This window comes from Reyranella sp. (assembly GCF_030651995.1).
Taxonomy (GTDB): domain Bacteria; phylum Pseudomonadota; class Alphaproteobacteria; order Reyranellales; family Reyranellaceae; genus Reyranella.
This window is the reverse complement of record NZ_JAUSBN010000041.1, coordinates 137,027-150,726: the sequence shown is the minus strand read 5'-3', so window position 1 is coordinate 150,726 and position 13,700 is coordinate 137,027. Positions and strand designations below refer to the sequence as shown.

Here is a 13,700-nt window from a genome sequence, read left to right as displayed (position 1 = left end):
CCCTACTCGACCACGAAGTTCATTCTACATCAAATTCCACGGGCCTTGGCCCGGCAGAAACTCTCAGCCTGCCTGCGGGCCTCGAGATCGGCGGCCTGCACCTGCTGGAGCCCATCGACCTCATCCGAAAGTCCGTTCCAGCCCGACATCACGTCCTCCACGATCCGGGCGATGTCGAGGAAGCCAATCCGGCGGGCGAGGAACGCCGCCACCGCCGCCTCGTTCGCCGCGTTCAGGACGATGGGGGCATAACCGCCCGACACCAGGGCCTCTCGCGCCAACCGTAGAGCCGGAAAGCGGCCGGAATCGGGCCGCTCGAACGTGAGGGCCGGAATGGTCATGAAATCGAGCTTGGCAGAGGGGCCGTCAATGCGGGCCGGCCATCCCAGGGCGTGGCTGATCGGAATGCGCATGTCGGCCGTCCCGAGCTGGGCCAGCACCGAGCCGTCGCGGTAGGCGACCATCGAGTGGATGACCGACTGAGGATGAACGACGATGTCGACCTGCGTCTCCGGCAGCCCGAACAGGAGCTGCGCCTCGATCAGCTCGAGGCCCTTGTTCATCATGGTCGCCGAATCGATGGAGATCTTGTCTCCCATGTCCCAGTTGGGATGGGCCAGCGCCTGCTCCGGCGTGACATCGGCCATGTCGGCCAGCGACCAGTTGCGGAAGGGGCCGCCCGACGCCGTCAGGATGAGCCGGTCCACGGCACGATGATGGTCGGGTTCGAACACCTGGAAAATGGCGTTGTGTTCGGAATCAACAGGCAGGAGGACGCCGCCCGACTGCTCGATGGCGTCGATCAGCAGGCGCCCGGCGCAAACCAGGGCCTCCTTGTTGGCGAGAGCGACCAACGCCCCTCGACGCGCCGCCGCGAGCGTCGGTGCCAGGCCGGCGAACCCGACGACCGCCGCCATCACCCATTCGGCGGGTCGCTGTGCCGCTTCGATGACCGCCTCGGGACCGGCTGCCACCTCGATCGACGTACCGGCCAACGCGGACTTCAGCGCCTGGTACCGCTCGGCGTCGGCGACGACCGCGAGGCGCGCCCGCAGGCGCCTCGCCTGCTCCGCCAGCAATTCCACCGAGCTGCGGGCGACCAGCGCCTCGACACGATAGCTCGCCGGGTCGCGCGCTATGAGATCCACCGTGCTCTGTCCGACGGAGCCGGTCGAGCCCAGGATCGTGACGCCGCGCGGCTTCTCTGGTGAGGGTGCAACCCACCGCGTCATGTCCAGGGCCACGAGTTTCCCGCGATCAGTCGGGCGACCCCCACTGCAACGAGCACGGCCATCAAGCCGTCGATCCGGTCCAGCAGTCCGCCGTGGCCCGGAATGAGACGCCCGCTGTCCTTGACGCCGGCCCGCCGCTTGGCAGCCGATTCCAGTAGATCGCCGGCCTGCCCGACGATCGCCAGGGCCGCTCCGGCGATGGCAAGATGCACGGTTTCTCCCAGACCGAAGGCGTACCCCATCATGGCGCTCCCCGCAGCGGCCCACGCCATGCCGCCGATCAGTCCCGACCAGGTCTTGCCGGGGCTGATGCGCGGCGCGAGCTTGGCTCCGCCGGCCGTGCGCCCAACGAAATAGGCACCGATATCGGTCGCCCATATGCATACCAGGATCCAGAGGATGGTCTCACGGCCGACCCCCGGCTGGTGCCGCAGCCAAAGCAACGCCCCGAGCGCCGCGAGACCGTAGGCCCAGGCGAGGAGGCGCAAGACAGGGGCGCCCCGGGTCAGGCGCGACCACTCGAAGAATATGATGGGCGCCGCGACCGCCGCCACGAGATCGATCCAGGGGAAGCCGTACCAGACCGCCGCGAGCAGCAGTGGCCCGAGAACCACGGCCGAGAGCGCCCGCATCAGCAGACCGGCGAAGCGCCCACCGCGCGCCGTCGGGGCGGCGTTACCTTCCGAGGCCGCCATAACGCCGCTCACGCCTACGGAACTCCACAATGGCCTGTTCCAGGTGTTCCTTGCCGAAGTCCGGCCACAGCGTGTCGACGAAAACCAGCTCCGAGTAGGCGCACTGCCAGAGCAGGAAATTGCTGATCCTCTGCTCGCCACTGGTCCGGATGAGAAGGTCGGGATCAGGCAGGCCCGCCGTCAGGAGTTCGCGCTCGAAGCTCTTCTGGTCGATGCCGTCGGCGCTGATCTCTCCCGCCGCGACCCGCTGCGCCAGGCGGCGCGTCGCGCGCAGGATCTCGTCGCGCGAGCCGTAGTTGATGCAGATGTTGACGTCGATACGCGCGTTTCCCGCCGTCATGTCCTCGGCGTCGGCGATGTCGCGCACGATGTCGGCCGCAAGGCCTTCACGATTGCCGATGACCCGGAGCCGCGCCCCGTTCTTGCGCAGCTCGTCGAGCTCGCTGCGCAGGTAGTGCCGCAACAGCCCCATCAGGTCGGCCACTTCGTCGGCGGGGCGCGTCCAGTTCTCCGTCGAGAAGGCAAAGAGCGTCAGGACGGGTATGCCCAGCTCGCCGGCGCCGCGAACGACACGCCGCACCGCATCGGCGCCCCGGCGATGTCCCGCGACCCTCGGCAGGCCACGCGCCTTCGCCCATCGCCCGTTTCCATCCATGATGATGGCGACGTGCTGAGGTCCCGACCCTGAGTCGGGGTTGGCGGGCAGCGGCGCAGTGGACATCAGACCGTCTTGATCTCTTTTTCCTTGTGCACCAGCGCCTCGTCGACCAGCTTGACGTAACGGTCGGTGAGCTTCTGCACCTCGTCGGCCTTCTGCCGGTGCTCGTCTTCCGAGATCTTGCGGTCCTTCTCGGCCTTCTTGAGTGCCTCCATGCCGTCACGGCGGATGTTCCGGACCGCCACCTTGCCCTGCTCGGCATACTTGTGGGCCAGCTTGGCGAGTTCGTTGCGCCGCTCCGTCGTCAGCTCCGGAATCGGGATGCGGATCATCTGGCCGTCCGGCGACGGGTTGAGCCCGAGGCCCGCCTCGCGGATCGCCTTGGCGGTCGGCGTCACCAGGCCCTTGTCCCAGACGCTGACGGTCAGAAGCCGCGGCTCCGGTGCGCTGACCGTTCCGACCTGGTTGAGCGGCATGCGCTGGCCATAGGCTTCGACCATCACCGGGTCGAGGAGGTTGACCGAGGCCCGTCCGGTCCTCAGGCCGCCGAATTCCTTCTTCAGCGCATCCATCGCGCCGTGCATGCGCTTCTCGAGCTCGTTGAGATCGGCAGACATGTTCAGGCCTCGTCCTTGATGATCGTGAAGGTGCCCTCGCCCCGCATCGTCGCCGCGAAGGCGCCGGGCTTGTGGATGTCGAAGACGATGATGGGGATGCGGTTCTCGCGCGCAAGCGAGATCGCCGAAGCGTCCATTACCTGCAGGTCGCGGGACAGCACCTCCAGATAGCCGAGCGTGTCGTAGCGCTGGGCATTCTTGTCCTTGCGCGGATCGGCGGAATAGACGCCGTCGACCTGGGTGCCCTTGAGCAGCGCGTCGACGCCCATCTCGGCCGCGCGAAGGGCGGCGGCCGTGTCGGTCGTGAAGAATGGGTTGCCGGTGCCCGCCGCGAAGATCACGACGCGTCCCTTCTCCATGTGGCGCGCGGCGCGGCGGCGGATATAGGGTTCGCACACCGTCGTCATCGGGATCGCCGACTGGACGCGGGTCTGCAGCCCCTGCTGCTCCAGCGCGCTCTGCATTGCCAGAGAATTGATGACGGTCGCCAGCATGCCCATGTAGTCGCCGCTGGAGCGGTCCATGCCGGAAGCCGCCGCCGACACGCCGCGGAAGATGTTGCCGCCGCCGATCACCAGGCAGACCTGCACGCCCATGTCGTGCACGGCCTTCACTTCCTGTGCGACCATGGTGACCATGTCGGGGTCCAGGCCGTACTCCCGATTCCCCATGAGCCCCTCGCCTGAGAGCTTGAGAAGGACACGGCGAAATTGGGGAGCCGACGGCATCAGATGCCTCTGATTACGTTTGTCTTGGGCGCGCAGACAACATGTCTGCGCCCCGGTCGTTTCTACTACTACTTCTTGAGCTGGGCAGCCACTTCGGCTGCGAAATCCTCAGATTTCTTCTCGATGCCCTCGCCCAGCGCGAAGCGCAGGAAGCCCACGAGCCTGACCGGCCCGCCGACCTGCTTGCCCGCGTCCTCGACGACCTTCGAGACCTTGGTCTTGCCATCCATGACGAAGGCCTGCTCGAGAAGCACGACTTCCTGATGGAACTTGCGCAGCCCGCCCTCGACCATCTTGGCGACGATCTCAGGCGTCTTGCCCTGCTGGCCGGCCTTCTCGGCGAGCACCGCACGCTCGCGCTCGATCGCTGCCTGGTCGAGGTCGGCAACCGTCAACGACTGCGGGTTGGTCGCGGCCACATGCATCGCAAGCTGCTTGGCGAGAGCGCCCAGCTTGGCCTTGTCGCCGGTCGACTCGAGGGCCACCAGCACGCCGATCTTGCCGAGGTCCGGCGCGACGGCATTGTGGGTGTAGGCCACGACCACGCCGTCGGACACCGACAGCGAGGCGGCGCGGCGCAGGCTCATGTTCTCGCCGATCGTCGCAATCAGGTTGGTGAGTTCGCCCTGCACGTCACGGCCGGTGCCGGGAAACGGCGCCGCTGCGACCTTGGCGAGGTCGCCGCCATTCTCGAGCGCGAGCTTGGTCGCCGCGGCGACGAACTTCTGGAAGTGGTCGTTGCGGCCGACGAAGTCGGTCTCGGCATTGACCTCGACGACAGCACCGCGGGTGCCATCGGCCGCCACGCCGACGAGGCCTTCAGCGGCGACGCGGCCGGCCTTCTTCGAGGCCGCCGACAGGCCCTTGGTGCGCAGCCAGTCGACCGCCTTCTCGACGTCGCCCGCCGTCTCCCCCAGCGCCTTCTTGCAATCCATCATGCCTGCGCCGGTCTTCTCGCGCAGTTCCTTGACGAGCGATGCAGTGATCTCAGCCATGTCTTGCTCCGTTTAGTGCAACAAGGGCCGGTCTTACGACCGGCCCCGTCTGTTTCTCTTCGATGAAGGGACCGGACTACTCGGCCGGTGCCGCTTCGGCCGCCGGGGCCTCGACGGCGGGAATTTCCTCGGCCGGCTGCTCGGCGAGCTCGCCGACGTCACCGCCCGTGGCGGCGATTTCGGCGCGGATGCCGTCGAGCACCGAACTCGAAAGCAGGTCGCAGTAGAGCGACACGGCGCGGATCGCGTCGTCATTGCCCGGGATCGGGAAGTCGATGCCGTCGGGATCGGAATTGCTGTCGACCACCGCGACGATCGGAATGCCACGCTTGCGGGCTTCGAGGACCGCGATCGACTCCTTGTTGGTGTCGATGATGAACAGCATGTCGGGCGTGCCGCCCATTTCCTTGATGCCGCCCAGCGAGCGCTCGAGCTTGTCGCGCTCGCGCGTCAGGTCGAGCTGCTCCTTCTTGGTGAGGCCGACGACGTCGCCCTTCAGGCGCTCGTCCAGCTCGCGCAGCCGCTTGATGGACGCCGAGATCGTGTTCCAGTTCGTGATCATGCCGCCCAGCCAGCGGTGGTTCACGTAGTACTGGCCGCAGCGCTTGGCCGCGTCGGCGACGCGCTCGGCGGCTGCCGGCTTGGTGCCGACGAACAGGACGCGGCCGCCGCTCGCGACGACGTCGCGAACCTGACGCAGCGCCTGCTCCAGCAGCGGCACGGTCTTGGTGAGGTCGATGATATGGACCCCGTTGCGCACCCCGAACAGGTACGGCTTCATCTTGGGGTTCCAGCGGCGCGTGTGATGGCCGAAGTGGACGCCGGCTTCCAGCAGCTGGCGCATCGTGAATGTCGGCATGGTCATGCCGTTCTCCTTTTCCGGTTGAGCCTCCGCGGGCGTCGTTCCCGGAATGGGAACACCGGAGCGAGCGGCGGGATGTCTCCCCGTCGACCGCAAACCCGCGTGCGAAGTGGCGCGTTTCTAGTGGTTTGCCGCCAAAAATGCAAGTGCCAATGAAATCAAGGCCTTAGCCGATTTGACTGGCTATTTCCCGGGCCAGTTCGAGGACCGAGAGGGGCGCACTGCCCTCGGCCTTGTTGTTGGCGGTAATCCAGACCTTCCGGCCCGCCCTGAAGGCCGTGGCTGCCATCCGCGCCAGGGCCCGCCGGGTCTCGCCATCCTGGTCCACGAGCCTGTCGAACGGTTCGTAGCGCTGCTTTGCGGCCTGGTAGAGGAAGCCACGGTGCAGGTTCCAGCGCACCACGAGCGGCCCCGGCTCCTCACCGTCTAGCGCCCTGAGCGCCGCTTCCTGCCGCTCGACCTCCGGCATCCGGTCGTGCAGGCCGACGCAATAGCGGACCTCGGCCCTGGCCAGCATGCGCATCAGGCGCGGCGTCAGCAACTCGGGATTCCGCAGTTCCAGCGCGTAAATTGGGCGATGCGTGCCCAGTTCACGGGGCAGAGCCGCGAAGAATGCCTCCAGCCGCTCGATGAACAGCGAAGCGTCCTCGACGAGGCTGCGCGGCAGAGGCGAAACCTGGAAGACCAGCGGGCCCGCTTTGGCCTTGAGCCCCTCTAGACAGGGCAGAACGAATTCCCGGGTAGCGATCGCGGCGTCGAGGAAGTGAGGATTCGGCACCTTGCCCCTGCCCTCCTCGTCGCGCATCACGGCATCGCAGACGATCGCCGGCGCCTTCACGACGAAGCTGAAATGCTCCGGCACCTGACTGGCGTAGCGCGCATAGTCGACGGCCGAGATCGGCGCGTAGAAGGTTCGGTCGAGGCTGACGGTCCGCAGCAGCGGGATCTGGGCATAGGCCGCCAGCCCCTTGCGGCTGAGCGTCGCCTGCGGATGGACGCCTTCGTAGACCAGGCCTCGCCAACCGGGGAAGAACCAGGAGGAGGTGCCGAGCCGGATATCCAGCGGGAGAAGCGGTGCCTCCAGCAGAGGCGAGTCCCTTGCGGGCCTGACATCGCCCGCCGCCGCGGCATGCCGCCTCGGCGCCGCCATCTCGCTTTCGAAGAGGCCGGGCTGCAGGCTCAAATTTCCTCGACCTGGGCGATCCCCGGCAGACTTCCGATCGTGTCGCGCAGGCCGCCGGCGATGGAATAGGTGCCGGGCAAGGTGACTTCGGCCTCCGACTCCTCCTTTTCCAGGGGCACCACCAGCGTGACCCGCCCGCGCCCGCGCTTGCCCTCGAGCGCCTTGCGCAGGGCGTCGAGGGCCACGGGATCGGAGATCACGATGCGCAGACCCGCCGCGGAGTTCGCGACCGCATCCTCGAGCTTCTCCACCGACTGCGCGGTCAGCTTCACCTGCTCGCCATCGAGGCGGCCGTCGACCGAGATCAGGATCGCCTGGCCCGCCTCGAGGAGGTTGCGCTTGGAACTCAGCAGTTCGCTGAACATGACGCATTCGAAGGCGCCGGACTGATCCGAGCACTGCAGGAAGGCGAAGCGGTTGCCCTTTGCGGAGGTGCGCTCCATCCGGTCGATGACCGTACCGGCGAGCTTGATCCGCCCGGGCGTGCCCCGCGCCAGCAAGGCCGGCAGGTCGGCCGCGCGACTGACCCCGAGCCGCTGCAGGCTGCGTTCATAGGAGGCCAGCGGGTGCGACGAGAGATAGAAGCCTATGGCCGCGAATTCGTTCTGCAGCCGCTCCATCGGCGCCCAGTCCGGCACCTTGGGCAGTTGCGGACGGCGCTGGGCGGTGTCGTCGCCGAACAGATTGTTCTGGTTGCTGCCGCGCGATTCGTGCGTCGCCTGAGAATGGCGGGTGAGCGCTTCGACGGTGGCGAAGGTCTGTGCCCGGTTCCTGTTCAGCGAGTCGAAGGCCCCCGCCTTCACCAGGCTCTCCAGCAGGCGCTTGTTCAGCACGCGCTGGTCGAGACGCTCGGCGAAGTCGAACAGGTCCTTGAACGGCCCCTTCTCGTCGCGCTCCTCGACGAGACGGTTCATCGCCTCCTTGCCAACGCCCTTGATGGCGGCCAGCGCGTAGCGGATCGCCTTCCGGCCGTCTTCGGTCTTCTCGACGGTAAACTCGGCCGTCGACCTGTTCACGTCGGGCGGAAGCAGCTCGACGCCGATCTTGTCGAGGTCGCGGCGGTAGCCGTTGAGCTTCTCCACGTTGCCCATGTCGAGGGTCATCGTGGCGGCGAAGAACTCGACCGGATGGTTGGCCTTCAAATAGGCCGTCTGGTAGCAGACCAGCGCATAGGCGGCGGCGTGGCTCTTGTTGAAGCCGTAGCCTGCGAACTTGTCGACCTGGTCGAAGATCGACGACGCCTTGTCCTTCTTGACGCCGTTCTTCTCCGCGCCCTCGACGAAGCTCGCCCGCTGGGCATCCATCTCGGCCTGGATCTTCTTGCCCATGGCGCGGCGCAGCAGGTCGGCGCCGCCGAGCGTGTAGCCGCTCAGCACCTGCGCGATCTGCATGACCTGCTCCTGGTAGATCATGATGCCGTAGGTCTCCTTCAGGATCCCTTCCAGCAGCGGATGCAGGTAGTCCGGCTCCTCCTCGCCATGCTTGCGCTTGATGTAGCTCGGGATGTTCTCCATCGGGCCCGGCCGATAGAGCGCCACCACGGCGATGATGTCCTCGAAGCGGTCGGGCTTCATCTTGCGCAGCACGTCGCGCATGCCGTTGCCTTCGAGCTGGAACACGCCCGAACCGTCGCCGCGGCAGAGGAGCTCGAAGGTTTTCCGGTTGTCGAGCGGCAGCTTCGCGATGTCGATCTGGTCGCGCCCGATGAAATCCCAGGCCTTCTCGATCACCGTGAGCGTCTTGAGGCCGAGGAAGTCGAACTTCACAAGCCCGGCCGTTTCGACCCACTTCATGTTGAACTGGGTGGCCGGCAGCGATTCCTTGCTGTCGGTATCGCGGAACAGCGGCACCAGCTGGTCGAGCGGCCGGTCGCCGATCACGACGCCGGCAGCATGGGTTGAAGCGTTGCGGAACAGACCCTCGAGCTGCAGCGCGAGGTCGATCAGGCGCTTGATCTCCTCGTCGGCGTTGTACTGCTCCTTGAGCAGCTCCTCGGTCTGCAGCGCCTTGGCCAGGGTCACCGGATTGGCCGGATTGTTGGGCACCAGCTTGCAGATACGGTCGACCTGCCCGTAGGGCATGCCCAGCACGCGGCCGACGTCGCGCAGCACGGCCCGGGCCTGCAGCTTGCCGAAGGTGATGATCGCGGCGACCCTGTCGTGGCCGTATTCGTCGCGCACGTAGCGGATCACGCGGTCGCGCTTGTCCTGGCAGAAGTCGATGTCGAAGTCGGGCATCGACACGCGCTCGGGATTGAGGAATCGCTCGAACAGCAGGCCCCAGCGCAGCGGATCGAGATCGGTGATCTTGAGCGACCACGCGACCAGCGAGCCGGCGCCCGAACCGCGGCCCGGCCCCACCGGCACGTCATGGTCCTTTGCCCATTGGATGAAGTCGGCCACGATCAGGAAGTAGCCGGCGAACCCCATCTTCTCGATCATGTCGAGTTCGTAGGTCAGACGGTCGGTGTAGCGCTCATACGTGATATCCACGGCCAGACGGCCGAGCGTCTTCAACTCCTCGAGCCCGGTCTTCGCGAGGTCGCGCAGCGCCTCGCCCTCGGTGCGGCCCTGAAGCTTGGTGTAGCGCGGCAGGATGGGTTTGCGCGGCGCCGGCATGTAGGCGCAGCGCCGGGCGATCACCAGGGTGTTGTCGCAGGCCTCGGGAATGTCCGAGAACAGGCTGCGCATCTCGGCTGCCGACTTGAAATAGTGCTCCGGCGTCAGGCGCCGACGGTTGGGATCGTCGATATGCGCGCCCTGCTCGATGCAGAGCAGCACGTCGTGAGCCTCGTACATCGACTTCTTCGGGAAGTGCACGTCGTTGGTCGCGACCAGCGGCAGGTTTCGTTCGTAGGCGAGATCGACCAGCGGCCCTTCGATCCGGCGCTCCAGATCTTCGCCATGGCGTTGCAGTTCGAGATAGAGCCGGCCCTCGAACAGACCCTGCAGGCGGTCGAGCATATGGGCCGCCGCCGGCGTCTGGCCGGCGGCCAGCAAGCGGCCGACGCCGCTGCCTACACTGCCGGTCAGGGCGATGAGCCCCTCGGTCGAGCCTTCGAGGTCCACCAGAGGCAGCGCCGCGACCGAGCCGACCTTGAAGTCGAGATGGGCGCGGCTCACCAGCCGCATCAGGTTGAGATAGCCCTGCTCGCTTTGCACAAGCAGGGTCAACCAATCGATGGCCAGGACCTTGCTCGCGGTGGCGATGCCTCCCTCCTCCTCGCGCCGGATCCCCAGGTCGCAGCCCACGATCGGCTGGATGCCGCCCTTGGAGGCGTATTGCGAGAATTCGAGCGCGCCGAACAGGTTGTTGCGGTCGGTGACGGCGACCGCCGGCATCTCCGCCTCCTTGGCCAGCGAGACGACCTTGTCGACCTTGTTCGCGCCTTCGGTGAGCGAATAGGCGGAACGAACTTTCAGATGGATGAAATCAGCGATGGCCACGGGCCATCATCGCGCCGAGGCCTGTGGACTGTCAGGCATCGAGCACGCCATCTTTCAGCCGAACCGTGCGATCCATGCGGGCCGCCAGCTCGGGATTGTGGGTGGCGACCAGGGCCGCCATGCCGGTCTCGCGAACCAGCGCCAGCAACTGCTGGAACACCGTTTCGGCCGTCGTGGAATCGAGATTGCCGGTCGGCTCGTCGGCCAGCAGGACGTGCGGGGCGTTGGCAACGGCCCGCGCGATCGCCACCCGCTGCTGCTCGCCGCCCGACAGGCGCCCCGGACGGTGGTCGAGCCGGTCGCCGAGCCCGACCAGGCCGAGGAGATCGGCCGCCCGCTTGCGTGCTGCCCCGCGCACGACACCGTTCAGCATCTGCGGCAGCATCACGTTCTCGACGGCTGAGAATTCCGGCAGCAGGTGATGGTACTGATAGACGAAGCCGAGGAAATTGCGACGCAGGCCCGTGCGATCCTTGTCGGCCATCCGGACCGTGGGCTTGCCGTCGACCACGACCTCCCCCTCATCTGGCCTTTCGAGAAGGCCCGCGATGTGCAGGAGGGTCGACTTGCCGCTGCCCGACTGACCGACCATGGCCACGATCTCGCCGGGGTGCAGGTCGACCGAAACGCCGCGCAGCACGTCGAGCCGACGGTCGCCCTGGACGAAGGTGCGGCGGATGCCCTGCAGCGAAAGCGGCTTGGCGGTGTCACTCATGTCGCAATCCTTCGACCGGTTCGACCCGGGTGGCGCGCCACGCCGGATAGGCCGCGGCGACGAGCGAGAGCACGATCGCGACGGCGATGATGAAAGCCACCTCGACCGGATCCACCCGCACGGGCATCGAGGTGATGAAGTCGACTTCGGCCCCCGCCGTTCCGGTACCGCCGGTGACGTACGCCAGAGCGCGACCGATCGCTGGCATGTTGGCGCAGAGCAACAGGCCCAGCGCCGCTCCGATCGCCGTGCCGGCGACGCCGACCGCTGCGGCCGACATGAAGAAGGCGCGTACGATCGTGCCGGGGCTGGCGCCCATGGTCCGCAGGATGGCGATGCTGCCCCGCTTCACGCGCACCAGCATGGTGAAGCTCGCGACCACGTTCATGGCGGCCACCACGACGATCAGCGTCAGGATGATGAACATCATCACGCGCTCGACCTGCAGGGCGCCGACGAAGCGCGCATTCAGACCCAGCCAGTGTGATACGCGGAGATCCTCCCGGCCGAGCGACCGGCGCAGCTCCTGCGCCACGCGCGGCGCGGCCTGCGGGTCCTTCAGGAACAGGTCGATCGAGCTCACTGTTTCCTTGCCGTATTCGAGATCCTCCTGCAGCACCGCCAACGGGATGAACACGAGGGTGCTGTCGAACTCGTAGCGGCGGCTCAGGAAGGTGGCGAGGATCTCGTAGTCGCTGTAGCGCGGCGCGATCGTGCCGCCCTCGTTCAGCTGATGGGTCACCACGGTCAGCGGCTCGCCGACCCTCACCTGCATCTGCTGGCGCAGCCGTTCGCCGATCACCAGGCCGGGCTTGGTGCCGAACTCCGCCAGATCGCCGAAGACGATGTTCTTCGACACGATCTCCCGGTTCAGGAGATCTTCCCGCCGCACGCCGCGCAGCTGGGCGCCGCGCGTCAGGCCGTGGCCCGTCACCAGGACCTGCCTCTCCAGGGTGAGGCGCACCGCCTCGACGCCGGGGATGTCCTTGAGCTTCGCCAGCAGCTCGGGCGTCGCCTGCAGCAGCCCGTCGCGGGCGGCGATCACGACATGGCCGTTCATGCCGATGATCCGGCCCAGCAACTGCTCGCGGAAGCCACCCATCACCGAGAGGACGGCGATGAGGGTCCCCACGCCCAGGGCCACACCGATCAGCGAAAACATCGCGATGAAGGACACGAAGCCCTCGCGCTGACGTGTCGCGAGGTAGCGCCAGGCGAGCCAGCGCTCGACAACGGGCGCGCGCTCACTCACGTCGCAGGCCCTCGACGGGATCGAGGCGCGCCGCGCGGGCCGCCGGATAGATCGAGGCCAGCAGCGCGAACACCAGCGCCATGACCGCAATGCCTGCGACCTCGCTCCACTCGATCCGCGACGGCAATTCGGCCAGCAGATAGAGGGTCTGGTCGAACAGCACGATGTCGAAGGTCCGCTGCAGCCACTGCCGGATCGCCTCGATGTTGCGGGCGAAGGCGAGGCCCAGGACGACCCCGAGGATCGTCCCCGCACCGCCGATCGACAGCCCGTCGAGCAGGAAGATCCGCATGATGGTCGCCCGGCTGGCACCCATGGTGCGCAGGATGGCGATGTCCGCCGTCTTTGTCCGCACCAGCATGACCAGGCTGGACACGATGTTGAACGCCGCGACCAGCACGATCATCGTCAGGACCAGGAAGATCATGTTGGTCTGGGCGACGACGGCCGAGAAGAAACCGGCATTGGCCTGGAACCAGTCGAAGACCCAGCCCTGCGTCCCGACCGCCTGCATGAGCAGCCGGCGCGTCTCGGCCCGGGAGGCCTTGTCCGTCACGAAAACCTCGATGCCCGTGACGTTGGGCCCGAGGTTGAGCATGTGCTGGGCGTCCTGCAGCGGCGCGTACACGAAGTTGGAATCGTAATCGTACATGCCGGTGCAGAAGATCGCGGAGACCTTGACCGCGGCCGAACGCGGCATGACGCCAAGCGGCGTCGCGACGGAGACCGGCGACACGAGCTGGACCCTGTCTCCGACCTTCAGGTTCATAAGGTCGGCCAGCCGCCGGCCTACCACCACGGTAAAGTCGTCGCCGAAGCCCTTGAGGGTGCCCCAGTCGATGGGCCTGTCATCCTCCGCCTTGCAGAGCGTGCGATAGCGCTCGCGGCTCTCCGGCGATCCCTCGATCGCCGACGCGAGCGGCGCGCGATTGCGGATATCGTCGGGCCGCATGCCGCGCAGCACGATCCCGCGAACGCGGTCGCCGGCGACCGCCATGAGCTGGCCCTCGGCCGTTGGTGTTGCGGACTCGACGCCCGGCACGGCCGCCAGGCGCTTCAGAAAATCGGGCGTGGGCTCGAGCGCGCCGCCATTGGACTGGACGCCCAGCTGGCCGCTGATGCTCGACATCTGCGCCAGCATCTCGACGCGAAAGCCGTTCATCACCGACATCACGACGATCAGCGTGCCGACGCCCAGCGTGATGCCGATCAGCGAGAAGCCGGCGATCACCGAAATGAAGCCCTCCTCGCGGCGGGCGCGCAGGAAGCGGAAGGCGATCAGGCGCTCGGCGGCAAAGGACATGGCAGAGCCCTGTC

General features: G+C 66.9%; 12 protein-coding genes. All 12 read right to left on the bottom strand.

The genetic code is table 11. The annotated features are described in order from the left end of the window. Nucleotides 1-29 precede the first annotated feature (29 nt). Complete coding sequence (locus tag Q7V45_RS12945; RefSeq protein ID WP_304852530.1) at nt 30-1,232, bottom strand: 1-deoxy-D-xylulose-5-phosphate reductoisomerase; 1,203 nt, start codon at nt 1,230-1,232, stop codon at nt 30-32. Beyond that, nucleotides 1,229-1,957: a phosphatidate cytidylyltransferase gene (locus Q7V45_RS12940; protein ID WP_304852528.1), complete on the bottom strand. Its 729-nt coding sequence runs from the start codon at nt 1,955-1,957 to the stop codon at nt 1,229-1,231. Before Q7V45_RS12940 ends, Q7V45_RS12945 begins: the two co-directional genes overlap by 4 nt. Continuing rightward, entirely contained in the window at nt 1,908-2,648 is a 741-nt protein-coding gene (locus tag Q7V45_RS12935) for an isoprenyl transferase (protein ID WP_304852525.1), read from the bottom strand. The genes Q7V45_RS12940 and Q7V45_RS12935 overlap by 50 nt, the downstream gene beginning before the upstream one ends. Beyond that, entirely contained in the window at nt 2,648-3,202 is a 555-nt protein-coding gene (gene frr, locus Q7V45_RS12930; RefSeq protein ID WP_304852523.1) for a ribosome recycling factor, read from the bottom strand. Before frr ends, Q7V45_RS12935 begins: the two co-directional genes overlap by 1 nt. Before the next feature lie 2 nt (nt 3,203-3,204). Continuing rightward, nucleotides 3,205-3,930 (bottom strand): UMP kinase, encoded by a 726-nt coding sequence (pyrH, locus tag Q7V45_RS12925; RefSeq protein WP_304852521.1) that lies wholly within the window; start codon nt 3,928-3,930, stop codon nt 3,205-3,207. Between the two features lie 68 nt (nt 3,931-3,998). Then, the gene (gene tsf, locus Q7V45_RS12920; RefSeq protein ID WP_304852519.1) at nt 3,999-4,925 is read right to left on the bottom strand and encodes a translation elongation factor Ts; all 927 of its coding nucleotides are present in this window, start codon (nt 4,923-4,925) and stop codon (nt 3,999-4,001) included. Between the two features lie 76 nt (nt 4,926-5,001). Continuing rightward, complete coding sequence (rpsB, locus tag Q7V45_RS12915; protein WP_304852517.1) at nt 5,002-5,790, bottom strand: 30S ribosomal protein S2; 789 nt, start codon at nt 5,788-5,790, stop codon at nt 5,002-5,004. 163 nt (nt 5,791-5,953) lie between these two features. Then, nucleotides 5,954-6,970: a DUF72 domain-containing protein gene (locus Q7V45_RS12910; protein WP_304852515.1), complete on the bottom strand. Its 1,017-nt coding sequence runs from the start codon at nt 6,968-6,970 to the stop codon at nt 5,954-5,956. Beyond that, nucleotides 6,967-10,416: a DNA polymerase III subunit alpha gene (dnaE, locus tag Q7V45_RS12905; protein WP_304852512.1), complete on the bottom strand. Its 3,450-nt coding sequence runs from the start codon at nt 10,414-10,416 to the stop codon at nt 6,967-6,969. Before dnaE ends, Q7V45_RS12910 begins: the two co-directional genes overlap by 4 nt. Nucleotides 10,417-10,447: 31 nt before the next feature. Next, on the bottom strand, nt 10,448-11,131 hold the full coding sequence (locus Q7V45_RS12900) for an ABC transporter ATP-binding protein (protein WP_304852510.1): 684 nt from the start codon (nt 11,129-11,131) through the stop codon (nt 10,448-10,450). Further along, nucleotides 11,124-12,383 (bottom strand): FtsX-like permease family protein, encoded by a 1,260-nt coding sequence (locus Q7V45_RS12895; RefSeq protein WP_304852508.1) that lies wholly within the window; start codon nt 12,381-12,383, stop codon nt 11,124-11,126. Before Q7V45_RS12895 ends, Q7V45_RS12900 begins: the two co-directional genes overlap by 8 nt. Then, a complete protein-coding gene (locus tag Q7V45_RS12890) occupies nt 12,376-13,686 on the bottom strand; it encodes a lipoprotein-releasing ABC transporter permease subunit (RefSeq protein ID WP_304852506.1) in 1,311 nt (436 codons plus the stop codon). Before Q7V45_RS12890 ends, Q7V45_RS12895 begins: the two co-directional genes overlap by 8 nt. Between the last annotated feature and the right edge of the window lie 14 nt (nt 13,687-13,700).